General features: G+C 39.4%; 24 protein-coding genes and 2 tRNA genes. 9 read left to right on the top strand and 17 right to left on the bottom strand.

Annotation, left to right across the window (positions count from 1 at the left end; translation table 11 throughout):
- Positions 1–57: 57 nt before the first annotated feature.
- The 3 genes from G6053_RS14030 to G6053_RS14020 form a co-directional block, all read right to left on the bottom strand.
- A tRNA-His gene (locus G6053_RS14030) sits at positions 58–131 on the bottom strand.
- A 252-nt stretch (positions 132–383) separates the two neighbouring features.
- Entirely contained in the window at positions 384–2273 is a 1890-nt protein-coding gene (gene htpG / locus G6053_RS14025) for a molecular chaperone HtpG (RefSeq protein ID WP_108634255.1), read from the bottom strand.
- 175 nt (positions 2274–2448) lie between these two features.
- Positions 2449–3012: a YqgE/AlgH family protein gene (locus tag G6053_RS14020; RefSeq protein WP_108634256.1), complete on the bottom strand. Its 564-nt coding sequence runs from the start codon at positions 3010–3012 to the stop codon at positions 2449–2451.
- A 155-nt stretch (positions 3013–3167) separates the two neighbouring features.
- On the opposite strand from G6053_RS14020, the gene pdxH reads away from it, so the two are divergent.
- The 5 genes from pdxH to ruvB all read left to right on the top strand — a co-directional run bounded on the left by pdxH (position 3168) and on the right by ruvB (position 7635).
- Positions 3168–3821, top strand: a complete 654-nt coding sequence (gene pdxH / locus G6053_RS14015) for a pyridoxamine 5'-phosphate oxidase (RefSeq protein WP_108634257.1) — start codon at positions 3168–3170, stop codon at positions 3819–3821.
- Position 3822: 1 nt separating this feature from the next.
- Positions 3823–4311, top strand: coding sequence for an NADH-quinone oxidoreductase subunit C (locus G6053_RS14010; RefSeq protein WP_165306828.1), 489 nt, complete (start codon positions 3823–3825; stop codon positions 4309–4311).
- A gap of 77 nt (positions 4312–4388) precedes the next feature.
- On the top strand, positions 4389–5513 hold the full coding sequence (locus tag G6053_RS14005) for an NADH-quinone oxidoreductase subunit D (protein ID WP_241255014.1): 1125 nt from the start codon (positions 4389–4391) through the stop codon (positions 5511–5513).
- Positions 5514–5862: 349 nt separating this feature from the next.
- Positions 5863–6600, top strand: coding sequence for a polyprenol monophosphomannose synthase (locus tag G6053_RS14000; RefSeq protein WP_108634260.1), 738 nt, complete (start codon positions 5863–5865; stop codon positions 6598–6600).
- Between the two features lie 12 nt (positions 6601–6612).
- A complete protein-coding gene (ruvB, locus tag G6053_RS13995) occupies positions 6613–7635 on the top strand; it encodes a Holliday junction branch migration DNA helicase RuvB (protein ID WP_108634261.1) in 1023 nt (340 codons plus the stop codon).
- 27 nt (positions 7636–7662) lie between these two features.
- Here the strand turns inward: ruvB and G6053_RS13990 are convergent, their stop codons facing one another.
- The 3 genes from G6053_RS13990 to G6053_RS13980 form a co-directional block, all read right to left on the bottom strand.
- A complete protein-coding gene (locus G6053_RS13990; protein WP_165306826.1) occupies positions 7663–8202 on the bottom strand; it encodes a hypothetical protein in 540 nt (179 codons plus the stop codon).
- Positions 8203–8209: 7 nt separating this feature from the next.
- Positions 8210–10696: a DPP IV N-terminal domain-containing protein gene (locus G6053_RS13985; RefSeq protein ID WP_165306825.1), complete on the bottom strand. Its 2487-nt coding sequence runs from the start codon at positions 10694–10696 to the stop codon at positions 8210–8212.
- Between the two features lie 89 nt (positions 10697–10785).
- Positions 10786–12210 carry an AAA family ATPase gene (locus tag G6053_RS13980; RefSeq protein WP_165306824.1) on the bottom strand — a complete coding sequence of 475 codons (1425 nt, stop codon included), beginning with the start codon at positions 12208–12210 and terminating at the stop codon, positions 10786–10788.
- A gap of 85 nt (positions 12211–12295) precedes the next feature.
- Here G6053_RS13980 and G6053_RS13975 point away from each other — a divergent pair, with 85 nt between their 5' ends.
- From G6053_RS13975 to coaD, 3 genes are read left to right on the top strand one after another with little or no spacing between them, the layout of a single operon-like run.
- A complete protein-coding gene (locus G6053_RS13975; RefSeq protein ID WP_165306823.1) occupies positions 12296–13093 on the top strand; it encodes a DUF3822 family protein in 798 nt (265 codons plus the stop codon).
- Entirely contained in the window at positions 13084–13623 is a 540-nt protein-coding gene (gene rsmD, locus G6053_RS13970; protein WP_165306822.1) for a 16S rRNA (guanine(966)-N(2))-methyltransferase RsmD, read from the top strand. Before G6053_RS13975 ends, rsmD begins: the two co-directional genes overlap by 10 nt.
- 1 nt (position 13624) lies before the next feature.
- On the top strand, positions 13625–14110 hold the full coding sequence (coaD, locus tag G6053_RS13965) for a pantetheine-phosphate adenylyltransferase (RefSeq protein WP_108634266.1): 486 nt from the start codon (positions 13625–13627) through the stop codon (positions 14108–14110).
- A 230-nt stretch (positions 14111–14340) separates the two neighbouring features.
- Here coaD and G6053_RS13960 read toward each other — a convergent pair whose 3' ends face one another.
- A complete protein-coding gene (locus G6053_RS13960; RefSeq protein WP_165306821.1) occupies positions 14341–15303 on the bottom strand; it encodes an aldo/keto reductase in 963 nt (320 codons plus the stop codon).
- Between the two features lie 182 nt (positions 15304–15485).
- Between G6053_RS13960 and G6053_RS13955 the strand changes: the two genes are divergently transcribed.
- Positions 15486–15565, top strand: a tRNA-Leu gene (locus G6053_RS13955).
- A 299-nt stretch (positions 15566–15864) separates the two neighbouring features.
- Here G6053_RS13955 and G6053_RS13950 read toward each other — a convergent pair.
- The 10 genes from G6053_RS13950 to G6053_RS13905 form a co-directional block, all read right to left on the bottom strand.
- On the bottom strand, positions 15865–16284 hold the full coding sequence (locus G6053_RS13950) for a c-type cytochrome (RefSeq protein ID WP_165306820.1): 420 nt from the start codon (positions 16282–16284) through the stop codon (positions 15865–15867).
- A gap of 90 nt (positions 16285–16374) precedes the next feature.
- Entirely contained in the window at positions 16375–16767 is a 393-nt protein-coding gene (locus G6053_RS13945; RefSeq protein WP_165306819.1) for a hypothetical protein, read from the bottom strand.
- Between the two features lie 43 nt (positions 16768–16810).
- Entirely contained in the window at positions 16811–17437 is a 627-nt protein-coding gene (locus G6053_RS13940; RefSeq protein WP_165306818.1) for a DUF1345 domain-containing protein, read from the bottom strand.
- Between the two features lie 39 nt (positions 17438–17476).
- Positions 17477–18286, bottom strand: a complete 810-nt coding sequence (locus tag G6053_RS13935; protein ID WP_165306817.1) for a hypothetical protein — start codon at positions 18284–18286, stop codon at positions 17477–17479.
- A gap of 59 nt (positions 18287–18345) precedes the next feature.
- Positions 18346–19335 carry an LLM class flavin-dependent oxidoreductase gene (locus G6053_RS13930; protein ID WP_165306816.1) on the bottom strand — a complete coding sequence of 330 codons (990 nt, stop codon included), beginning with the start codon at positions 19333–19335 and terminating at the stop codon, positions 18346–18348.
- A gap of 46 nt (positions 19336–19381) precedes the next feature.
- Complete coding sequence (locus G6053_RS13925) at positions 19382–20569, bottom strand: hypothetical protein (protein WP_165306815.1); 1188 nt, start codon at positions 20567–20569, stop codon at positions 19382–19384.
- Positions 20570–21832 (bottom strand): aspartate kinase, encoded by a 1263-nt coding sequence (locus G6053_RS13920; protein WP_165306814.1) that lies wholly within the window; start codon positions 21830–21832, stop codon positions 20570–20572.
- 25 nt (positions 21833–21857) lie between these two features.
- Entirely contained in the window at positions 21858–22529 is a 672-nt protein-coding gene (locus G6053_RS13915) for a DUF3298 and DUF4163 domain-containing protein (RefSeq protein ID WP_165306813.1), read from the bottom strand.
- A gap of 144 nt (positions 22530–22673) precedes the next feature.
- The gene (locus tag G6053_RS13910; protein ID WP_165306812.1) at positions 22674–23126 is read right to left on the bottom strand and encodes a GNAT family N-acetyltransferase; all 453 of its coding nucleotides are present in this window, start codon (positions 23124–23126) and stop codon (positions 22674–22676) included.
- The gene (locus tag G6053_RS13905) at positions 23119–23811 is read right to left on the bottom strand and encodes a YggS family pyridoxal phosphate-dependent enzyme (RefSeq protein ID WP_108634277.1); all 693 of its coding nucleotides are present in this window, start codon (positions 23809–23811) and stop codon (positions 23119–23121) included. The genes G6053_RS13910 and G6053_RS13905 overlap by 8 nt, the downstream gene beginning before the upstream one ends.
- Positions 23812–23867 lie beyond the last annotated feature (56 nt).

Below are 23867 nucleotides of genomic sequence, written 5' to 3'. Positions count from 1 at the left end.
AACAACGAATGGCCTGAAACGCAAAAAAGGCAAACCATTTTACTGATCTGCCTTTTGGGTAAGTAATCGGGCTCGAACCGACGACCCCTAGAACCACAATCTAGTGCTCTAACCAACTGAGCTATACCTACCGTGATTTTGATGATACAAAAGTACAATTAAACCCTATTCCCTCCAAATAATTAAATGAAAAAAAACAGCGATTAAAGGCAACTAGGTGAAGGTTAGTTTATTAAATTTTAACAAAAAAAGAATGCAATAGTCAGCGGATGGAGATTTGGTATTTTTACTCATGATAATGTCCGTTTTTTGCTGAATATTTGAATAAAAAAGCGATTACCCGAATAGAGTAATCGCTTTTTTCTATTTAGACTATAGTCTTATTAGATCATCTCAACACTTCTTTTTACGAAAGACGTCAAGTCTGCACCTGATAAAAGACCTCTTGACAAGAGTGCTAAATCAAAAGCCTGTTTCGCCAATTTCGCACCTTCTTCGTCAGAAGCGGATAAAATCCGTTTGATCAAAGGGTGATTGCCATTAACCGTTACCTTGTAATTGTCAGGCAGTGAACCATAGAAGTTCATACCACCACCAGTTTTGGCCATATCTTTCATACGACGCATAAACTCATCGATAGTGACGGATACTGGCAAGTCAGCTTCACGGAGCGCATCCACCTCAACCTTCATATCTTGACGAGAAATCGCTTTTTCAAAAACCTCCAATGCTTTTTTGGATTCCTCTTCGGACAACGAAAGTTCTATTTTTTCGTCTTTTTGAATAAGCTTGTCGATTACATCTGCGTCTACACGTTTAAGCTGTACTTTTTCGCCACCCTTTTGCTCTAAATAAGAAGTAAAGTGCGTGTCAAGCGGGCCGTCGAGCACCAATACATCATAACCTTTGTTTAACGCTGTTTGGATAAAGCCATCTTGCTGAGCAGCATCGTGTGTATAGAGGTAAATGATATTACCATCTTTGTCGACTTGAATGTCTTTTACCTTTTCGTAATATTCTTTGATCGTAAAGCTTGCATTGCCTGTATTTTTCAAAAGACAGAAATCACTAGCTTTTTCTGCAAACTTCTCATCACTTAACATACCGTACTTGATAAAAAGGCCGATATCGTTCCATTTTTCTTCAAAACCTTTGCGGTCAGTTTTGAATATTTCATTTAATTTATCAGCAACTTTTTTGGTGATGTAACTATTGATCTTTTTGACATTACTATCAGCCTGCAAGAATGAGCGGGAGACATTCAATGGGATATCAGGTGAATCAATTACACCGTGCAGTAACATTAGGAATTCTGGTACAATATCTTTCACTTCATCAGTGATGAATACTTGTCGCGAATAAAGCTTGATTTTGTTACGTTGGATTTCAAGCTCATTTTTCACCTTGGGGAAGTAAAGTATACCAGTCAAATTAAATGGATAGTCTACATTAAGGTGGATCCAAAACAATGGCTCGTCCATCGAATAAGGATATAGTTCGCGATAGAAAGCTAAATAATCCTCATCTTTTAATTCAGAAGGAGACTTTGTCCATGCTGGATTTGTATTGTTGATTATATTATCAACTTCTACAGATTTATATTTTGGCTTGCCTTCCTCATCTTCACCATCTGCCTCAGAACTTGTCTTGGTACCGAAACGGATTGGAATAGGAAGGAACTTCGCATATTTGTCCAAGATATCCTGCAGACGTGCTTGGCTCAAAAACTCGGTCGACTCGTCATTGATGTGCAAAATGACATCTGTACCACGTGTTGTTCTAGTCCCTGTTGAAATTTCGTAAGAGGTACTACCGTCACAGGTCCAGTGCGCCGGCTCAGCTCCATCTTGGTAGGATAATGATTGAATTTCTACTGTATCTGCCACCATAAATGCAGAATAGAATCCTAATCCAAAGCGACCAATAATCTCGTTTGCATCGTTCGCTTCTTTGAATTTCTCCATAAATTCCGTTGCTCCCGAAAACGCAATCTGATTAATATATTTTTTGATTTCTTCGGCTGTCATACCGATACCATTATCCGAAATCGTAATGGTCTTGGCCGCTTCATCAAACTTGACGTCTACGATTAACTCACCTGTTTCGCCATTGTATTGCCCCAAAGAAGCCAAACGTTTAATCTTTTGGGAAGCATCAACTGCATTAGATACCAGTTCTCGCAAGAAAATCTCATTATCTGAGTATAAGAATTTTTTGATTACGGGAAATATGTTCTCCGTGTGGATTGAAATACTACCTTTTTCTGGATTCATAATTTTGTATGTTGCTATTTAATGTTATGATTTTGGTGATCCATGCACAATCAATGTTCCAAATACTGATAGTAGGACAGGATGGCAGAAATTCATTCATTTTGTCATAACGTTCAATATGCCCTCGTAATCGAAATTAAAACCTATGTCAAGATAGCGTAGACAGAAGAATAGTTCAATTTAACTCTGGGCTCTGTGGAAAATTGGCAACATGCGCATATTTAGGACCTAACCCAATAATGGCGTCCTTCCAGAGCAACTCGCCGTTTCCTTCAAAAATAATTTGATGATGGTATTTATTTTGAACCGCCCAGCTATTCTCATTGATTTCCTTGTCCAATTGACCGGTCGACCAACCTGAATAGCCGATGAAAAATTTAATTTCATCAGTTTTAATCTCATGCTGTTGAATGGCGCTAATAAGCTTTTCTTCGTCACCGCCAAAGTAAAGATTGGGAGCAACTTCTTCACCGCTTAATAAAAGATCGAATCGGCTATGTACAAAAAACAAGCTTTCTTGTGCTACAGGCCCGCCAAGATAAATTGGAAAAGTACATGTCGATATCGGCTCCAATAATTGACCAATCTGAACATTTGTCTTATTATTCAAGACAAAGCCCAAACTTCCTTCGCTGTTATGGTCACAGAGTAGTATGACGGACCTTAAGAACCGGGGATCCAGCATAAACGGTTCTGAGATCAATAAACTTCCTTTTTGTGGGTCTAATTCATTAAACATAGGACGTAAGATTAAGTATATGTCGAAATATATCCATTTTTTATTTAACATATGCGAGATCTGTGCCAAAAAAACGTTTTTGGTAATTTCTACTAAGTTTATAGAGAAAAAGCAATGATTTTAGTAAGTTTGTAAGAATATAGAAATAGGTTTATATGTCCATTCAACATAAAGATATTGCAGCGATCAGACAAGATTACGTTTTAGGTAACCTATCTGAATCGGATGTGGATTATGATCCCGTCCTTCAGTTCAAAAAATGGTTTGATGAGGCCATTCATAGTGAAGTCATTGAGCCCAATGCAATGGTACTGTCTACTGTATCATCCCAACATTTACCCTCCTCAAGGATTGTGTTGTTAAAAGATATTGCAGATGGGGGTTTGGTATTCTTCACAAATTACGAAAGCCGAAAAGGGGAAGATATGAAAGCCAATCCGCATGCAGCGCTCTTATTTTTCTGGCCCGAACTACAACGACAAATTCGTGTTGAGGGTGTAATTGAATTTGCCAATGAATCCAATTCGGATGAGTATTTTCAATCGCGCCCCAAAGCAAGTCGTATAGGTGCTTTGGCATCGCCGCAGAGCCGCGAAATTCCAAATAGAGATTTTTTGGAAAGTAGAGTAGAAGAGCTTCAGAAGCAATATACCGACGATGTACCCGTACCTCGTCCGGCACATTGGGGCGGCTATATCTTAAAACCCATCTATTTTGAATTTTGGCAGGGGCGCGCAAGCCGTCTTCATGACCGTATTGTCTATAAAAAAGTATCAGATTCTTGGAAAATCACGCGTCTAGCCCCATAATATGACATTTGAAGAAATTAAATCAAAACTAGTTTCCGCATTGGGGGGCTCAATAATACTGAAAGAAGAGGTCACTGGATTACAACCAGCTTTGTTTATTGCCTCGGAAGATCTACTACCTGTCTGTTCTTTTCTTCGAGATACGGAAGGACTTTATTTTGACTTTTTGAGCAATATAACGGCGGTAGATTACGAAGAGCACTTTACCATTGTTTACCATCTTAATTCCCTGCCTTATCAACATACACTTGTTTTGAAAGTGGAATTGGAGGCGAACCGGTCTTTGGACGAACTACCGGAGATTGCATCAGTAACATCCGTTTGGCGTACAGCAGATTGGCATGAAAGAGAAGCATTTGATCTGATGGGAATTTATTTTTCAGAACATCCTGACCTGCGACGAATCCTTTTACCCGATGATTGGGAGGGACATCCATTACGCAAAGATTATCAGGACGCTGAAAAATATCATGGTATTAACATTAATTGATCCCTATGGCGAATCCAAAATATAGAGAAGCATTAGCGCGTTATGAAAAACATTTAACGGAGATCTCGACACAAGAAATGGTGTTGAATATGGGACCGCAACACCCGTCGACACACGGGGTATTACGCTTGCAACTGATTACCGACGGCGAAATTGTGAAAGAGGTCGTTCCACATTTGGGATATCTGCATCGATGTTTCGACAAACATGCTGAATCATTAAACTATGGTAAAACAATTCCTTTCACCGATCGCCTGGATTATCTTGCATCGATGAATAATAGTCATGCGTTCGTCATGGGTGTAGAACGTATGCTGGGTTTGGATAGTAAGATTCCCAAAAGGGTAGAATATATCCGTGTATTGGTATGTGAACTGAACCGCATTGCATCACACCTTATTGCTATCGGTACATACGGCATTGATATCGGTGCAACAACTCCTTTTCTATGGTGTTTTAGAGACCGTGAGCATATCATGAACATGTTGGAATGGGTATCCGGTTCCCGCATGTTATATAACTATATATGGGTTGGCGGGCTTTTCTACGATTTACCCGTTGGCTTTGAAGCACGTTGTTCCGAATTTATAAGTTATTTTAAACCAAAACTGGTTGAGCTTGATGAGATATTAACGCAGAATCAGATATTTATATCCCGAACAGCTAATATAGGAGTCTTACCCGCTGACGTTGCGATCAATTATGGTGTTTCTGGCCCTATGCTGCGAGCCTCGGGTATTAAATGGGATTTGAGACGGATTGATGGGTATTCCGTTTATCCGGAAATAGACTTTGAGATCCCGGTGGGACAAGGAGCCATGGGCAGTATCGGAGATTGCTGGGACCGCTATAAGGTTAGGGTAGATGAAGTACGTGAATCTGTACGTATCGTTGAACAATGCCTTGAACGGTTACAAAAAGATTTTAAGCGTACCGCAGATTTTGATCCGCGTGCTTTGGTTCCCAAAAAAGTAAATTTGAAAGCACAAGATTACTATGTGCGTGCGGAGAACCCGAAAGGAGAACTTGGTTTTTATTTTGTAACGAAAGAAAAATCCGATATTCCCTTAAGAGTGAAATCAAGAGGACCAAGTTTCAACAATCTTTCTGTCATTTCCGAATTGGGAAAAGGGGTTTTAATTGCCGACCTCATTGCAATACTAGGGTCAATTGATATTGTCCTGGGCGAAGTTGATCGATGAAATTGCAGTATTATGCGTATTATCAAATGTTTTTGACAAAAACTGAGATATTGTATTGAAAATGTTGCATAAAAACGCATTAAAATTTGCATATATAAGCAATATTCACCATATTTGCAGTCTCATAATTTAAGTTTATAATTGGTTAATGAAAGCTCGTTACTCCCATAGTAACGGGCTTTTCTTTTTATCACTCGGCTATTTCATCGGCCAAATACTTTTATTTGTTAAAAGCAGGCGACATCAAGCTACGTTCCTTCAAAATATCCTTTTTGTAAGGATTTCATCGAAATTCTTAGCAGAGAATTTAGCTTAAATTGTTACCTTTACTGGTCTTAAATAAAAGAAAGTGGCGGAGAGTTTAGTTATTATTCCAACATATAATGAAAAGGAAAATATTGAAAAAATCATTCGTAAAGTTTTTTCCTTATCACATGCATTTGATATTCTGATTGTTGATGACGGATCGCCTGATGGAACGGCAGATATCGTAAAGCGTTTACAATTAATTGAATTTCAGGACCGTTTATTTATAGAGGAACGGAAAGGTAAATTAGGTCTGGGAACTGCTTATATCCATGGATTTAAATGGGGGCTCGCAAGGGAACATTATCAGTACATCTTTGAAATGGATGCGGATTTTAGTCACAACCCTGAAGATTTAGTCCGATTGAGACAAGCCTGCGTGGATGGTGCCGATATGAGTATCGGCTCCCGCTATATTAAAGGCGTAAATGTTGTCAACTGGCCTATGAGCAGGGTATTGATGTCATATTTTGCATCAGTATATGTCCGTTTTATTACCGGAATTAAAGTTCAGGATGCTACAGCTGGTTTTGTCTGTTTCACGCGGGAGGTACTGAAGACTATTCCTTTGGACAAGATTAAATTTGTTGGCTATGCTTTCCAAATTGAGATGAAATTTACGGCCATTCAATATGGATTTAATGTTGTGGAGGTGCCTATCATATTTACCGATAGGACCGAGGGCACATCTAAAATGAGTACAAGTATCTTCAAGGAAGCTTTTTTTGGTGTGATCCAGCTTAAACTGGGAAGTATCGGAAAAAGTTATAAGAGAAATTAATATTATTGGTCAATGAATGAGAATTTAGATCCAAACCCCGAACGTTTGAGCAATACCGATCGCGATATCGAACGGGCATTGCGCCCCCAGGCTTTTGAAGATTTTACGGGACAGGCAAAAATATTGGAGAATCTAAATATTTTTGTGAAAGCTGCGCGACTGCGCGGAGAAGCGTTGGATCATGTATTGTTGCATGGGCCTCCGGGACTAGGTAAAACAACACTATCCCACATCATCGCAAATGAAATGGGTGTAGGTATAAAAATCACCTCCGGCCCAGTCTTGGATAAGCCCGGAGACCTTGCCGGGCTGTTGACAAATCTGGAGGAGGGGGATGTGCTCTTTATCGATGAAATCCATCGTTTAAGCCCCTTGGTTGAGGAGTATCTCTATTCGGCAATGGAGGATTTCAAAATTGACATCATGCTGGAGACGGGACCAAATGCCCGCTCTGTTCAGATTTCATTGAATCCTTTTACCCTAATTGGTGCAACAACCCGTTCAGGCCTCCTGACAGCTCCGCTACGCGCACGGTTTGGCATCAATTCACGGCTTCAATATTATGATGCAAAATTATTGACCACGATCGTACTCCGTTCTGCACACATTCTGAATACGCCGATCTCTGACGAAGGAGCGTACGAAATTGCACGCAGGAGTAGGGGAACCCCACGGATTGCAAATGCTTTGTTACGCCGGACACGAGATTTTGCCCAGATCAAAGGAAATGGAAGCATTGATCAGGAAATAGCGAAATATGCACTTCATGCGCTTAATGTCGATGAAAATGGTTTAGATGAAATGGACAATAAAATCTTGACCACAATTATTGATAAATTCAAAGGTGGTCCGGTTGGTCTCAAAACTGTTGCCACTGCAGTAGGAGAAGATGAAGGTACAATAGAAGAGGTATATGAACCTTTTCTGATCCAGGAAGGTTACATCATGCGCACCTCCAGAGGACGTGAATGTACCGAAGCTGCATATAAGCACCTCGGCCGCACACATAATCCAAAAGGAAACACATTATTTTAATTACTAAGCTTAAAAATATCCTTCCAATCAGCTACTTTGAAGGATTCGCTTCGTGCGGCTCAGCAATGCGGGGCTTGGTTTTATCTTCTGAAAATAACTGATCTGAGCAAAAAGCTCCTCTTTTATCCATGTATGTTTCTTGCTCAGATTATTTAAAATATCCAAACAATTGACCAGCACAGCTACGGGACATTGTTGGTCAATCAGCCATTGAAAAGCATATTCAATAAGCGCTTCTTCAGTCTTTTTATCAAGATAGTAGCTTTTATTCTTTTTTGATGTTAAGTACATCAATATTTTACTATAACTCCTAAGGCAACTCCAGTTTTTTTGTTTTTTCAGATTCTCAAAGAATTGTGGCAACAACCCTTGAAGCAGGGCCGTGTCCTTTAAAACAATTGTCTCAAACACCCAGGCAGCACGAAAAGACAGTGTTTTATCCTTCTCCAGCGAAATGTTGAGCAAATCCTGAAGGCTAATACCAGCAAGCATATCCAAAGAAAAATCCGTTACCTCAAACGATCTTAAGGTAACGGACAAAAACTTTATTTTTTCATGATAGGTCATAAACCTGTTATTTTAGCGGCTTCTCTCGATTCATTTCGGTCATATCAACTTCGTTCATCTTGGAATCTCCCAAAAGGTATTGACTAAAATAATCACCCATCTTCCAGAAGAAATACTCTGTCATATCGCCGAATCCATGCCTTTGTCCCGGTAAGAGCAAGAAGTCGAACCGTTTATTTGCTTTGATCAATGCATCGACCATCCGAATTGAGTTTGCAGGATGCACATTGTTGTCAATATCGCCAGTAGCGATCAAGAGTCTTCCTTTTAGGTTTTTGGCTATTTCCGTATTTTTATTGATCTGATATGAAAACGTTGTATCACCTTTTGCCGAAACCTTTTCTGTTACACCATGGTGGCGTTCGCTCCACCAGCGGTTGTAGATCTGATTTTCGTGGTTGCCCGCTCCCGATACGGCAACTTTAAAAAAGTCGGGATAAACAAGCATTGCCGCTGTCGACATAAATCCGCCTCCGGAGTGCCCTGTAATGCCTACACGATTGATGTCAATAAACTTATAACGGTCTGCGAGTTGCTCTGCCGTCGCCTTTTTATCTTCCAATCCATAATCCCGCAGATTGCCATAACCATAGGTATGGTACCATTGTGAACGGGATGGATGTCCGCCGCGATTTCCAACAGTAACCACAATAAAGCCAAATTGGGCTAATCGGTCTATCCGGTCCATGCTCCGTCCAAAAGATTTATTGACAGCTTCTGTCTGCGGCCCCGGATAGACATATTCTACAATAGGGTAGGTTCTTGTACTATCAAAGTCAAAGGGTTTGTACATGACACCATAGAGATCTGTGGTACCGTCGCCAGCCTTTACTTTAAACGGCTCAGGGAATTTATAACCTGCAGCAAATAACAGCGACAAATCTGCTTTTTCAAGCGTCATAATCTTCTGTCCGTTGCCATTTAATAATACAGATTCGGGTGTTGTATTTACTCTTGAAGAATTGTTTACAAAATATTTGGACGATTCACTCATCTCGATCTGATGATCAAAATTACCCGGATTCAGCAGTTTAATTCCATTTCCGTTTAGATTGACACTATAATGGTGAAGGTAATAGGGATCCTCATTTTTCTCACGACCAGATGCAGTAAAAAATAAGGTCTGGGTGGTCGGATCTAACCCCGTAATTTCCTCACAGTGAAAGCTTCCCTTAGTAATTTGGTTTATAAATTTACCATTGGTGTCATAGCGATAATAATGACCCCACCCGTCTCTTTCGGACCAATGAACCAATTGTTTTCCATTTTCGAGCAATAGAGGCTTTTGAACATCCAGATATACATTGGAACGTTCCTGAATAATGGGATTTACTGTTCCGTTCACATTTACCTTTAACAGATCTATTCTTTTTAAATCACGGCTGGAACGGGAAATATAGAATTCTTCGTTATTACCCAGCCAGTAATTAATGTAGTAATCTTCTTTGTATGAATTTCTGTCTGGTGTTTTGGTCCAGCTGGAAATGGTCTGATTTTTAAAAGCTGCGATATTTATTCTGCGCGGAACCTTTGTTGCTGCCTCAAAGATATAGAATTCAGTCTCGGTTGAGTCAACCTCACCCGGCATCTGGTATTTATATGTCTCCAGGGTAGGTCGAGAAGAACCCACATTATTGATCACCCACAAAGGTCGCAACGATCTATTGTCTTTTCTTGTCAGCGTAAAATAGCGACCATCAGGTGACCAGCTTATCCATACACGTTTGCGTTTCGTTTCATTATCTTTATCCTTTTCGTCACCCGTAGTGGTACTATATTCATCGCCGCCCCAAGCATAGTATTGTACTCCGTCTTTTGTAATCTGGTGTTCGACAATAGTGCTATCTTTCTCATTTTTGACTGCTTTGAGATAATTGGCTTTGTCCATCCAATACAGATTAAAGTCTTTGGCAAAATACACCGTATTGGTATCCGGGGAGAAACTTGCCCAGGACAGGGGAGTTTTTACTTTCGTAGAATCACTAATTTCAGATACTATCTTTGATGCGAAATCATATTCCAAATAGAAGAGTTTCTTTTTTGTCGAATCGGATTTATTTTTAAGTTTTTCGATCTCATCTTTGGACTTTACAGTATCTTTCGTGCTCTGAATCTGAAATCTGATTTTTTTTTCATCTTTCGTAAATCTTAAACCCTGTAATTCTAGATGTTGGGCATCAACAGGATTTTTGACAATTTTAGTAATTTGAGCAGCGAGATGCTCACTATCAAAAAGAGTCTCTTTCTTTTTGAGTGCTGGGTTTACGATATACCAATTTTTCCCTTGTGGGCTGGCATAGTCATACCAAAAACGATCCGAAAAATTGATCCAGTTTGGCTTAATGGTCGTAGAGAAAATCATTTTCTTTAATTTCTCCGGCGAAAATTTGGCAGCCAACTGATAATTCGGTTTTACCGGAGGCTTTTCAATCTGTTGTGCAGCACCAAAGTAAGGCAATAGACTAGCTGCAAAGATAAAATAGAACTTATGCATCAAATAAATATAGATAATTGTGTAATCTTGGTTTTGGTCGCTAAAATATTCATTATTACACAGTCAAAAGAATGATTCGTGTAATAATCCTATGATGGATAGAAGTTTTCATTAAAGTTTACCAAAAAAAGTTCCTGCGTAGCCCGGGTAACACCAGTATATAGCCAGCGAAGAAATTCAAGATCCAACATTTCATCATTGAGATATCCCTGATCAACGAAAACAATGGGCCATTGTCCCCCTTGTGCTTTGTGACAAGTGATTGCGAAAGCAAATTTGATCTGCAATGCATTGTAATAAGGATCTTTCTTAATAACTTCAAGTCGATCCTTTTTATCCAGGATATCCGCATAATCCATCCCGATCTCTTCGTATAGGTTTTTCTGGCTTTCATACGAAAGGTTAGGTCCTTCTGTATAGAGACTGTCTAAAATAACGCGACAGGTGATGGGTTCTATTTCATCAAAATCCATAAATTCCAGCGTAACATCAGCAAACCTGTAACCATGCTGTTCGTGGATATTACTCACTTTCCTGACTTTGGCCATATCGCCGTTTGCAATAAAACCATCGCCCATGTTGTTTTCCTGTAGCCAAAAGTAATTGTTCTTTACCACCATGATATAGTCGCCGCCGGTCAACTCCTCATCCCTAAAAAGGATTCTGTTGCGAATGTTCTGATTATATAGGTTTGCCGAACGGTTTGAACGGCATATGATCATGGTGTTCTCTACACCATATTTATCATATGCATAATTTATACCTTCAATCAATCGTTCACCAGTCATACGATAAAGGTCTTTAAATCCTTTTGTTATGAACTTAGGAAACGGGAAATCAAGCTGTCCTTCCTCAGCGGATATAATCTCATTACGTATTTTAGTCGCATTGTACAATATGCCCGAATCCTGGGACTGCCTAACCACGGTAGTCAGTTCATAAGGATAGACACAGAGGTGAAATTCATGTTCGAGATAGCCGGGATTTAATGCCGGACTGTCCAGTAGACCAACAGGCGGCAATTGGGCAGTATCTCCCACAAAAAGCAAGCTACAATTCTTGCCGGATTGCACATAACGAATCAGATCATCCAAAAGACTTTTTGAAAACATATTTACCGCTTCATTGGAGATCATTGAAGCTTCGTCAACAATAAAAAGAGTATCTTCATGTAAATTTTCTGCAAGCGTAAAGTCCATTTGAAAAGAAATGGCAGACTTTTTCCGGTAAATCTTCTTGTGGATGGTTAAAGCTTTTCGTCCCGAATAGTAACTCATCACTTTAGCGGCCCTACCTGTCGGAGCGAGGAGTACGGACCGTTTCTTCAATGCAGGAAGCACTTTGACCAATGCAGCAATTAGTGTTGTTTTACCAGTACCGGCATAACCTTTGAGAACAAAACAGGACTGCCTGTCAAAAGCGAGCAGAAACTCTTCCAATAACTCGAATGCTTCCAGCTGCTGTGCAGTTGGTTGCCAGGGAAATTGTTGTATTAGCAGATTTTTGATGAACACGCCCAAAGTTATTTAAAAGGTTTGTCTTATCCTCTAGAAAAAGCTATTTTTGCTTTAACAAGTTTTTATTTTTACAATTCAGCGAATGAATTATATTTCAAAACAATTTAACATTCATTACTTACCTGAGTATAACCTTTTGGTAAAAGCTGGCTTCCAAAAAGATGTGTTAGCGGTAGTCGATAAGAAGTCAGTAGCACCGATATTGATCGAGTATCCCTCAGAGGAGCCAATTTTAGATGCAACAAGAATAATGAGTCTGCCGTTTCGATTCGTTCGGATTGTGATCCCACACCAGAGTTTTACATTTATACCCAAAGAGGTTTTTCAGAAGGATAATATTGCACAATACCTGCAATTTTTGTGCACTTCAGATCTTGAGAATACATTTATTTACTATTTAGATAACCTTGGTTTAGTAGCTTTATATCAGTTCGATAAACTTCTTTTAAATCGTTGGCGCAGATTATTTCCTGACGCTGTGATTCTTCCTGAATTTGCCGTTGTATTGGACCGTGCTCAGGAACGTATATCCATCAGAGGAACTGCGTTGGGATTACATTTTGTAGCTGACAACATGGTTGACTTTTATCTATTCAAGAATGGGGGTTTTCAGCTTTATAACAGTTTTGAAATTCATAACCTTGATGATATCAGCTATTACGTCTTGAATATATTGACACAGTTCAGTCTGGGTGATTCCATCGATAAGATTCTTCTTTCCGGTGAAGTTCCAAATGATTCTTATTATAAACGGATTGCATCCTATGCGGGTGACATCGAAGTCTTGGAGCTAAAAACAAAAGTGGTCTTGGCGGATCAAGAGATCGAAAGCAGCTTAACACCTTACAACATACTATTTGATTCAATATTATGCGAATAATAGGAGGTAGAATAGGTGGTTTAAGGCTGAACCCGCCGACCAATTTACCGGTCAGGCCGACCACAGATATTGCTAAGGAAGCATTGTTTAATATTTTGCAGAATCGTCTGGAATTTGATGGGCTCCATTGCCTTGATCTTTTCGCGGGCACTGGAAATATTAGTTTTGAACTAGCCTCGCGCGAAGTGAAACAGGTAGATTCTATTGACCTGCATTTTAAATGTGTACAATATATTACCGAGACTGCAAAAAAAATGAAACTTGAACAGATCAAAGCAAAGAAAGCAGATGTCTTTAAGTTTATTAGCAGCTGTAAAAATACGTATGACCTAATTTTCGCAGATCCACCTTACGATATTCCGAAACTGCCCCAATTGCCAAAATTGATCTTCGATCACAATCTATTGAATCACAACGGGCTTCTTATTGTAGAACATCCTTCTACAAGGCAGATGGAGGAACACCCGAATTTTATAGAAACCAGAAAATACGGTTATTCATCTTTTTCATTTTACACAAATCCTCAATAGTATGAAAATTGCTGTTTTTCCGGGCTCGTTTGACCCCTTTACTTCAGCTCATCAAGATCTGGTTGAAAGAGCCCTGCCACTATTTGATAAAATCATTATTGCAGTAGGTTATAATGCGAACAAAAAAGGCATGTTGGACCATGAGGAGCGTGTCAATTGCATACAGCATCTTTTTAAGGGTGCTCAAGCGATAGAAGTGGTAAAGTATAGTGGTCTGACCGTAGATTTCTGCCAGAAAGTCGGTGCGAAATTTATATTACGCGGTTTACGAAACACGGGAGATTTCGAGTTTGAAAATGCGATAGCTCAAAACAACCTGTTACTAAACCCCACGATCGAAAGCTATTTTTTGATGAGCAGATCCGGGAAGGCCCACATATCGTCAACTATCGTACGGGATATCTGGTTTAACGGGGGAGATGTTAGCGCAATGGTACCAACAGAGGTCCTTAGCCTATTGAACGAGAAGAGACCGGCAAACCTCTGATTGTTCTATTTACAACAATAAAACATAGAAAATATCCTGACAAAATAATATTTTGTCAGGATATTTTTTGCATTGAATTACAGAGGTTTAATACCCTAAATATAAAGAATTAATTCATAAAAAATCCAGTTATCAAACCTTTTACGGCCAAACTGACCAAATAATATTCTGAATAGGGCTTAATTTTATTTTAAAAACCTATATACCAACAAATTAAAACCAAACACGCATTAATTTTCTTCCCATGTGCTAGCTATATTTAGCAGGGACATTTCTTCAGTGGACAACTTTATTTTGGTCGCTTTAGTTAGTTCCTCAAGTTGTTGTAGGGAAGTGGCACTGACAATAGGTGCAGCGACTGAAGGTCGATGAAGAATCCACGCGAGTGCGATTGTTGACATAGCGACCTGTTGATTGTGGGCTACCTGGGCTAAGGCGTCCAGAATACGAAGTCCACGGTTATCAAACCGGCCTTTTAAGGCATCCGATCGCTTCACATCTTTAATATCCGCCACCGACCTATATTTTCCAGAAAGAAATCCGCTTGCAAGGGAATAGTAGGTGATTACACCCAAGTGATTTTCAACCGCGAGTTGCTCATAATCTTTCTCATATTTTGAACGGTCGTATAAATTATATTCGGGCTGGATGGCAATATAGGCAGGGAGACCATTCTTCTCCGCGACAACCAATGACTCCTTTAGGCGCTCAGGACTTAAATTAGACGCTCCGATCCATTTTATCTTACCAGCATGCACCAGTTGCTGATAAGCCTCCAAGGTTTCATCTATGGCCGTTGAAAGGTCATCGTGATGCGACTGATAGAGATCTATTGTATCTACTTTCAATCGCATAAGTGATTCGTCAACAGATTTGATAATATGTTCTTTTTTCAAATTGGGCTTGTCATTACCGGCATGACGTCCGCCCACCTTCGTCGCAATCTGAATTTTATCCCGCACATCCCGTTTACTGATCCATTTACCTATAATGGACTCGGACTCTGATCCAGTGTGGCCTGGTACCCAATGAGAGTAGTTATTGGATGTATCTATAAAACTAAAGCCCATATCGACGAACGCGTCCAAAAGAGCAAACGACTGTTGCTCATCTACAGTCCAGCCAAATACATTCCCGCCGAAAACGATCGGTTTGAATTCAATTTCACTATTTCCTAACTTTACCTTTTCCATGATTTGCCTAATATTTCCAGCTTAAAATTAAGAAAAAAATGCTAGTTAAGCCTTTGAAGCGGTATTACAAATAGTTTTATAAAAAATTTCTAATTCATTTTCAGGCAGTTTAGGAAAAGAAGTAGCAGATCGTTTGGAAAAATAAAAACTTTCCTTACTTTTGCATCATCCCAAACGGATATGCCCGGATGGCGGAATTGGTAGACGCGCTGGTCTCAAACACCAGTGGGAAACCGTGCCGGTTCGACTCCGGCTCCGGGTACAAAAAGGGTCTTAGCATTACACATGATAAGGCCCTTTTTAAGTAAAATGCCCTTTTGGGAACATAGAACCACTCCTTGACATGGGTGATTTAGTAAACAAGCCGAAAAATTTGTAGACATTTTGTAGACAAGAATTTCGGTCATAGATAAACCTATATCATCACCCAGACACATGTTCAAAATTTAGGATGAGTTTCAAAACCTCTGGACTAAGCGAAACAGCAATAACTAAGAAGAATAGGCAACAAAAAAACACCATAAGAGAAACCTTACGGTGTTACATGAATATATAGTTTGATTAGTTTCTCGCTATTACCATTTCTGGTTCTTCCTTGCCGCCATGACAAGTTTTACAGGAAATTGCTTTGGCCGGTGAGTTATCCCAACTACGATTGAAATATTTTTTGTTGATCTTTTGTGTCATCTTGATCATTGCCCGACCAATTTCCTTTTTGTGATTTTCATCACTTGCAAAATCCATCTTTTTGGGATCCTCTTTTGAAGGCGCATGACAAAATCCACATTTTACACCCAACGCGACGTTAAACTCTTTCATTGTCGCGATCAATTCGTCATGTGAGATATTTTTCGGTAAAACTTTTAAATTTGTAGGCTTGGGCTCTTCCTGAGGTTTTTCCTGCTGGAAGCTAAATCCACTCAAGGCGATGACTATGGCAAATACAGAAGCAATTGCTCCAATTTTCTGGATATGTTTCATTTCTCTTTTCCTTATGCTTGGCTAAATATAGTGATAAGGAAATACATTCCCAACGAAAAATGAAGTTATTATGACAATTTAGATTGATTATTATTTACGAATCCCGTCATCCACAATCCAGCGTTGACTATTTAATTGGTAGTTTATTTTAAGAGATTTGCCCTCTATGGTCACCTTTTTTAGTCCTGTTGTATCATTCGAGATCCAGGTGCTGTCATTATCCTTATTAAAGCGAACTCCCGTGATATTTGGCACCCCTGTAAAGAATTCAATTTTAAACGATTGGTTGCCGCCGTCAGGTAGAATGCGGATCAATCTATTTGACCGATCAACAGACAATGAATTGTCCTGAAATTGAACCCTGCCAATAAAACTTCCAGAAATACCGGCAGCCGCACCAGCATCAGGTGTTTCATTTTTTTTACATGAAACAATGGTAATAAAGCATAAAACGAGCGCGACTAAGAGTTTGAACGACTTCATGTGTATAAATTTTGGACTAAAATACGGTTTTTAGCTTAAAAACTCAATTGATAAAACCGGAAATGATATTGATAGTCAATGCCACCACGAATGTATTCAGTGCAAAGGATAGCAGACCGTGAAACAGCGCAACCCGTCTGATTTTCTTTGATGAGATGCCTACGTCGGATACCTGAAATGTACAACCCATGACAAATGAAAAATAGGCAAAGTCCATATAATCCGGCTTATCATCGCCCGGAAATTCTAGGCCACTTCCATTAGAATCATTTTCATAATATAAACGCGCATAATGGAATGTATATATAGTATGGACCAAACACCACGATGCAAGCATAGCAAACATACATATAATGATAATAAATGAATTATCAAGCTGTTTTTCCTTAGTCGATATAATGATCATTAGCACAGAGATAAAGCAACTAAGCGTAACCACTATTATAAATAGGGATACAAAAAGTTGGCTACCGTCTTCCTGCTGCGCTTTCTTGGCAATTGTGGTCACCGGCATGGTATAAAACGTATACCAGGAGACCAATATATAGGAAATACAAAAGCCAAGCCAACACAGAACCAAGCTTAACAAGGTCAAAGTTTCAATCGGGGAGAAGAGATATACAAGTGTAAAAACGCAAATTGCAATCAAAGCCCGATGAATGGACTTCATTTGATGCAGAACTATTTTTATTTTTTCCACGATCGCAAATTAACAATCAAACTGTTCATCTGCCTCGAAAACCAATGGTTTTCCACCATTAGAAAGAAACAAAAGCAGCGCTTCTTCCTCATAGTTCCCCGGATTGGAAAAGATAAAATCCAATTGCCCGTCACGATCTATATCCCCAACAAACTGTGTGGACATAAATACATGTTCATATTGATCCTTTTGAAACAATGTCATTTCATGCGTTCCTCCAAAGACGACATTGAGCTTATAATGAGCTACTTCATGAAATATCTTTTCATGCCCTTTTTCGTCAGTTTGTACTTCGGTCGATTTAATATCTCCCAACCCTTTCAGGATAATATGCTGTTTTCTGAAATTATATTCTACGGATTCCTTGGGCCATATCTCCGAATGTTTTATCTGCATATTCTCCAAGGCCCCCGGCTTTAAGCCCTTTATATTCAGAAACAAAAGCGAGTTTCTTTTAGACTCGACACTTTTAGAAGGGACCTGAGCACATTCGTCGTAACCATCTTTAATTTCATAATCCACTTTCTCTAAATAATATTTTCCCTCGCGCTCATAGAGATCAAACCAATCCTTATTCAATACAGCGGTGGGATCCTCTTTTTCCCAGATGCGATAACTGCGCACCAAAAAAATCTGCCCTTTTGAGCTATCGGCCGACGCAGATCTCAACAAGTCCGTACTGTCTTTTGACAATAAAGTCGAACTATCTTTCGTGGCAACTGAATCAATCGAGGTATCCTCCCTTTTTGTCATGGGACTATGACAAGCTTGGATGAGTAATAGCCCAAACAGTATGGTAAAAGCAGAATAGCTGTTCATATATTGTGAATTTTTATTTAAATATATAAAAATTCACAATATATAATCCCTAGGCCGCCTTAAGCAAGTGCTTCCTTAAGCAAGGAAAATGATCGCAGGCATTTTTCGTCGTCAAAAATATAGGAAGTAGCCATAATTTCATCGACTTTATGATCTTTGACAAATTTTTCTATTTCTGGGGCGATCTTGTTTTTATCCCCCACAAAAGCACAGGAGGCCATGCTCTGTACAGCTTGTTCAATGGCTGGAATTCCTTTATAAATTACTTCGTCTGTCGGCGGAGATAAGGGTCTCCTTGTGTTCGTTACAATACCAGCGAATAAATTAAAGAAGCTGGTAGACAAAAACTCGGCTTCTTCGGTAGTTTCTGAAGCGATAACATTGACACAGGAAATAAAATAAGGTTTATCCAACACCTCCGATGGCACAAAATTCTGATGATAGATCATACTTGCCGAGGCAAATTGGGCCGGAGCAAAGTGTGTCGCAAAAGCGTAGGGGAGCCCTAAACTGGCCGCTAAATAAGCGCTATCCGTACTAGATCCCAGAATATAAAGAGGGATTTCCAGCCCCTCACCGGGAAATGCACGCACTTTTGCATCATAATTATCTATGCTGAAATAACGTTGAAGATCTTTGACCTCCTGCGGAAACTGAAATGCAGTATTTAAGTTATTTCTTCGCAAGGCCATTGCAGTCAATTGATCAGTACCCGGTGCCCGACCTAAACCAAGATCAATTCGCCCCGGAAATAACGTTTCCAATGTACCAAATTGTTCCGCGATCACTAGGGGAGCGTGATTAGGCAACATGATACCGCCCGAACCCACTCTGATCCGGTCAGTATTCGAAGCAATATGTTGTATAAGTAGTGAGGTTGCCGAGCTTGCGATATATTCCATATTATGGTGTTCGGCAACCCAGATTCTTTTAAAATCCAGTTTTTCGATATGCTGGGCAACCTTTACACTGCGAGCGATGGCACTGGCTGCATTTTCTCCCTTTTTGACAGGAGCTAAATCTAATGCTGATAATACGATTTTATCCATACATTAAAATTACGGAGAAGAAACAGGACAATTGTAATCAAATTGTCTATTCTAGAATTCGCTGCGTATGTATGACAATAAGCTGATCATTCAGCACTGTTGTGAAGAAGCTGAAGGTGTCACCGGCGTCTTTAATCTTAAACTTCTTTTTGATCGCCTCTGTTTTTAACGGAAAATTCTTAGCGATAATATCAGCTATCAGCGGACTTTTCTTTTTCTTAAATTCTGTAAAAGATTCCACCTGCTTAATTACAAATACTTTCCCGGGAAAATCAGAGATTTTCTGATCGGAGGTATACAAATGGGTGCTTTTGTGTAATTTTTTTAACCCAAAACGACTGGCAATTGTTTTAAACGCTCCAGCTTTGGTCAGGGCCACATCAGGTTCGTAGAGATAGGATAGGGGGCCACTATAATCCACAAGGGTTGCACGTTCTTCTGTATAGGTGAAAGAGACTATCTGCTGTTGCTCTCTCAGCAGTCGGACAGCATGAATGACCGGTTCGCCTTCATAGCCTTTCTCTTGAATAAAAACAAGCTCTTTACAATCATTTTGCAAGGACACCACATATACATCCTTTACATGAACTAACATACTCAATGCCGAAGAAATATCCAATAATGGCGCGAGCTTGCTGATAATAACATCAGATCGTTCAAAAAAATCGTTTTGCAGTGCAACCAAATTGGGCTCACATTCGTCCAATAAAAACACCTTTTTATTTTGAACCCTGCGCGAAGGATCCAGATAGATATAATCAAAATGCTCCTGCGAACGGTTAAGTATGTAATCTACACCATCCGCCGCTACAACGCTGATATTTGTTGCGGACAATATTTTTGCATTATACGAAGAGATTTGCGCAAGATCGGGATTGAGCTCACATGAAATCACCTGCTTTGCCCGCATTGAAAAATAAAAGCTGTCAACACCAAAACCACTGGTTGCATCAATTAAATTTGTACCTTCCTGAATAAGCGAACTTTTAAATAATGCCGTTTTTTCAGAAGAACACTGTTCTAGGTTTAATTTAGCAGGAAAATAGACACCTGGAGTCGCTGCCCATAACGGAATTTTAGTCCTTGCTCGTTGTATACCATCGAGCTGTGCAGCCAGTTCAGAAGACGATATTCCTTCAAAAGGAGATTTCTTTAAAGCTATTTTGACAGGAGATTCATCCAGGTTTTTTTCCAAAAACAGCTGCACCTCCTTTTGAAGAATCAATCTATTCATTTATATTTTCTTAACGAGAAGCTGGCAAGTATATCTATCCTTTAATTCACTGATCACTTCCTTATCGACCAAAACGCGGTCGATCGTTTCCTGGTTATAATAACGTATCGTAATTAATTCAAGACCAGACTCGTGGGTAACTTTAAATCGTTGCTCAAGATCGTTAATTAAATCCACCAGGTTTTTACCGGTATCATCCACTGCGACGGTGAAATTGATCGCCGTATTGTGCATCATATTGATTTTGATGCGATGTTCATGAAACAGGTTAAAGATATCCCTGAGGTTATCTTCCACGATGAAAGAAAAATCCCGTGGCGAAATGGAAATAAAAATCTGATTTACTTTAAATATAAACGAAGGAACCGGTAATGTCTGATTTGTACTTCGAATTATCGTTCCTGGAGACTCCGGATCAACAAAAGAACGCACATTTAAGGCGATTTTTTTATTCTGCAACGGTTTGATCGTCTTCGGATGAATGACAGTCGCACCGTAATAGGTAAGTTCGATCGCATCCGTATACGATAGTTCGGGGATCAATTCGGTTTTTTCAAACCATTTGGGATCAGCATTGAGCACCCCCGGAACGTCTTTCCAGATTGTTACATTTTCAGCATTTAAACAAGACGCAAATATAGCTGCTGAATAATCGGAACCTTCACGGCCTAAAGTTGTTGTGAAATTCTCCGAGGTGGATCCCAGAAAACCCTGCGTGATGACAATATATTCGTCTAATATGGATGGAAGTTCAGCACGGATTTTCTCTTCTGTTTTGCTCCAGTCTACGACAGCCTCACGGTAGGTATTATCGGTCAATATATAATCACGAGCATCTATCCATTTAACTTTCTCCCCAATAAAGGCAACATAGGCAGCGACAATTTTCGTCGAAATCAATTCGCCCATAGACACAATCTGGTCAAACAGGTAATCGTAGGAGTCCTGCGGATCCTCTTCCAAAACCCATTCGATTTCGACGAAACAGTTGGCAATTTCATCGAATATAGGATGTTCACCTCCAGGAAATAGGTCCTGAAGAATTTGAAAATGAAATGCTTTGGCTTCTTCAAGGGTCTGAAACTGCAAGCCCGTATTATTATAATATTCTCTGGTCAATTTCTCCAGAAGGTTTGTTGTCTTACCCATGGCAGAAATAACGACCAACAAAGCTTCACCTTTGTATTTCGAAATAATCTTTGCTGAATTTCTGACACTTTCCGCATCCTTTACTGATGCACCTCCAAATTTAAAAACCTGCATTTATTTTATTGAGTTTAGTTGATTGCTAATTGATACTATTGATATAATGTAGTCCTTTTTCTGACATCAGATCTTTAAAAGTTGTGTAGGGAATACGCAGCTCTGTACCGCCTTCTGCGTAAGATTTAATTTCGTAGATATTATAATAAAATAATAATTCGTTTTTTTCAAATGTAAAATTATCCGCAAGCGAAAACTTACCATCTTCAAAAAAATATTTTCCATTTAAGGAATCATCCTTATGCAGTCCCTCTTGTTTACGAAAACACTGTTCGGCGATTGTGATAAACTTATCTTTATCTTCTTTGCGAATAATATCGTCAATTGTAATGGGACTATTAGACTGCCTATCAAAGTTTGAATATAAGGTTACATGGTCGCCATGAGCTCCGCCGGTATATTCCTCCTGTTTTGTTCGTATGGCGAGATACATGGGCGTATTTGCAACTACATCTACCTGAAGATCCCGGTTCCAGGTCGCAGTAGATTTACCATTGTTATCATCCACATATTCATTATAAGCATTTATAAAACGATGGGCGGCTTCTTCCATGCTGGTATCTCCTTCAAGATGAACAATAGATGAGACAAGATCATTGATTTTTGCTTCATCGAACACCGGATAGCTCGCCCGGAAATAAGTAGTATCCAATTGATCTTCTCCTTTTAGAAAATAATTACTGTGCTCATCAACCATTTTTTTGTGATAGGAGAGTGTATCCCCAGTCTGAGCTAAGGAAGGTGCTACACTTTTGTTTTGACATGAGTACAACAAACAGCCTAAAAATAAAATTTTCAAAAAAAGATAAAACCGCATTGAATTGATTGTTTCCCCTCTAATTTAATAAGTGATCGATACATTGATCCACTCCGGATCAAAATCAGCTTTATACCGCTCGTAGAATTTGATGGCAGATTTGTTCCAATCCAAAACTTGCCATACCATGCCATGGTAACCACATTCTTTACCATAGGCAAGCGTCCTGTCAAAAAGTTGCTTACCCATTCCCAGTCCACGCATTTTTTCGGTAACGATTAAATCTTCCAGGTAAAGTCTTCTTCCTTTCCAGGTGGAGTATCTGACGTAATATAATGAAATTCCAACAATTTCTTCACCAACTTCCGCTACAAATGCACCCCAAATAGGATTATCGCCAAACCCCGCTTCTTCAAACTCCGCGAGGGAAACCGTTACTTCATCCGGAGCTTTCTCATAGATCGCCAACTCTTTGATTAACTCAAGCATTTGTGGGCAATCAGACTTAATTGCTGCGCGTATAATTGGTTTAGTCATTGTTTTTATAATGTTTAATTACTCTTTTACCAAAGATTGTGCTTCCGATACGAACCATAGTTGATCCCTCTTCAATCGCCAATTTATAGTCCGATGACATACCCATCGAAAGTATGTTAAAATAATCATCTTTCCGGTAGAAGCTAGCTTTAATCCCATCAAATAACATCTTTAATTCGTAAAACTCGGCTTTGATCACCTTTTCATTGTCGGTATTGGATGCAATTCCCATCAGGCCACAAATTCGGATATTCTGTAGTTCCAGGAATTCTTCATCACGAAGAAGCTCGATCAACTCCGCATGGTCCAGACCGAATTTGGTATCCTCATCAGCGATATAAACTTGCAATAAACAATCAATAACACGATTGGCTTTTAACGCATGTTTATTAATTTCTTTTAATAGCTTTAAGGAATCTACGGAAGCAATCAAGCTAACGAATGAGGCAATATATTTCACCTTATTCGTCTGTAGATGGCCGATCATATGCCACTGAATATCTTTGGGTAAAAGCTCAGCTTTCTCAATTAATTCTTGAACATGATTTTCGCCAAAAATACGTTGTCCAGCCTCATAGGCTTCCATGATTTCTGAATTGGACTTTGTCTTTGAAACCGCTACAAGTTGAACGCCTTTAGCCTCAGTTTCCAATCTTAAAGCTTCTAAATTACTCGCAATACTCATTTCCGATATAGTTTGATGATGTAAAAAGTGCCAAATGTCGGTCCTTTTTGTAAATT

Origin of the sequence: Sphingobacterium sp. DR205, assembly GCF_011064245.1 — a bacterium.
GTDB lineage: Bacteria > Bacteroidota > Bacteroidia > Sphingobacteriales > Sphingobacteriaceae > Sphingobacterium > Sphingobacterium athyrii.
The sequence above is the reverse complement of the archived record's forward strand: the minus strand, read 5'-3'. Positions and strand labels throughout refer to the sequence as shown.

Excerpts from the sequence above, each read along its gene's own strand:
- htpG (WP_108634255.1), bottom strand. The coding sequence starts at position 2,273 with ATGAATCCAGAAAAAGGTAGTATTTCAATCCACACGGAGAACATATTT.
- G6053_RS14020 (WP_108634256.1), bottom strand. The coding sequence starts at position 3,012 with ATGTTTAATGAATTAGACCCACAAAAAGGAAGTTTATTGATCTCAGAA.
- pdxH (WP_108634257.1), top strand. The coding sequence starts at position 3,168 with ATGTCCATTCAACATAAAGATATTGCAGCGATCAGACAAGATTACGTT.
- G6053_RS14010 (WP_165306828.1), top strand. The coding sequence starts at position 3,823 with ATGACATTTGAAGAAATTAAATCAAAACTAGTTTCCGCATTGGGGGGC.
- G6053_RS14005 (WP_241255014.1), top strand. The coding sequence starts at position 4,389 with ATGGTGTTGAATATGGGACCGCAACACCCGTCGACACACGGGGTATTA.
- ruvB (WP_108634261.1), top strand. The coding sequence starts at position 6,613 with ATGAATGAGAATTTAGATCCAAACCCCGAACGTTTGAGCAATACCGAT.
- G6053_RS13990 (WP_165306826.1), bottom strand. The coding sequence starts at position 8,202 with ATGACCTATCATGAAAAAATAAAGTTTTTGTCCGTTACCTTAAGATCG.
- G6053_RS13985 (WP_165306825.1), bottom strand. The coding sequence starts at position 10,696 with ATGCATAAGTTCTATTTTATCTTTGCAGCTAGTCTATTGCCTTACTTT.
- G6053_RS13975 (WP_165306823.1), top strand. The coding sequence starts at position 12,296 with ATGAATTATATTTCAAAACAATTTAACATTCATTACTTACCTGAGTAT.
- rsmD (WP_165306822.1), top strand. The coding sequence starts at position 13,084 with ATGCGAATAATAGGAGGTAGAATAGGTGGTTTAAGGCTGAACCCGCCG.
- coaD (WP_108634266.1), top strand. The coding sequence starts at position 13,625 with ATGAAAATTGCTGTTTTTCCGGGCTCGTTTGACCCCTTTACTTCAGCT.
- G6053_RS13960 (WP_165306821.1), bottom strand. The coding sequence starts at position 15,303 with ATGGAAAAGGTAAAGTTAGGAAATAGTGAAATTGAATTCAAACCGATC.
- G6053_RS13950 (WP_165306820.1), bottom strand. The coding sequence starts at position 16,284 with ATGAAACATATCCAGAAAATTGGAGCAATTGCTTCTGTATTTGCCATA.
- G6053_RS13945 (WP_165306819.1), bottom strand. The coding sequence starts at position 16,767 with ATGAAGTCGTTCAAACTCTTAGTCGCGCTCGTTTTATGCTTTATTACC.
- G6053_RS13940 (WP_165306818.1), bottom strand. The coding sequence starts at position 17,437 with ATGAAGTCCATTCATCGGGCTTTGATTGCAATTTGCGTTTTTACACTT.
- G6053_RS13935 (WP_165306817.1), bottom strand. The coding sequence starts at position 18,286 with ATGAACAGCTATTCTGCTTTTACCATACTGTTTGGGCTATTACTCATC.
- G6053_RS13930 (WP_165306816.1), bottom strand. The coding sequence starts at position 19,335 with ATGGATAAAATCGTATTATCAGCATTAGATTTAGCTCCTGTCAAAAAG.
- G6053_RS13925 (WP_165306815.1), bottom strand. The coding sequence starts at position 20,569 with ATGAATAGATTGATTCTTCAAAAGGAGGTGCAGCTGTTTTTGGAAAAA.
- G6053_RS13920 (WP_165306814.1), bottom strand. The coding sequence starts at position 21,832 with ATGCAGGTTTTTAAATTTGGAGGTGCATCAGTAAAGGATGCGGAAAGT.
- G6053_RS13915 (WP_165306813.1), bottom strand. The coding sequence starts at position 22,529 with ATGGTTGATGAGCACAGTAATTATTTTCTAAAAGGAGAAGATCAATTG.
- G6053_RS13910 (WP_165306812.1), bottom strand. The coding sequence starts at position 23,126 with ATGACTAAACCAATTATACGCGCAGCAATTAAGTCTGATTGCCCACAA.
- G6053_RS13905 (WP_108634277.1), bottom strand. The coding sequence starts at position 23,811 with ATGAGTATTGCGAGTAATTTAGAAGCTTTAAGATTGGAAACTGAGGCT.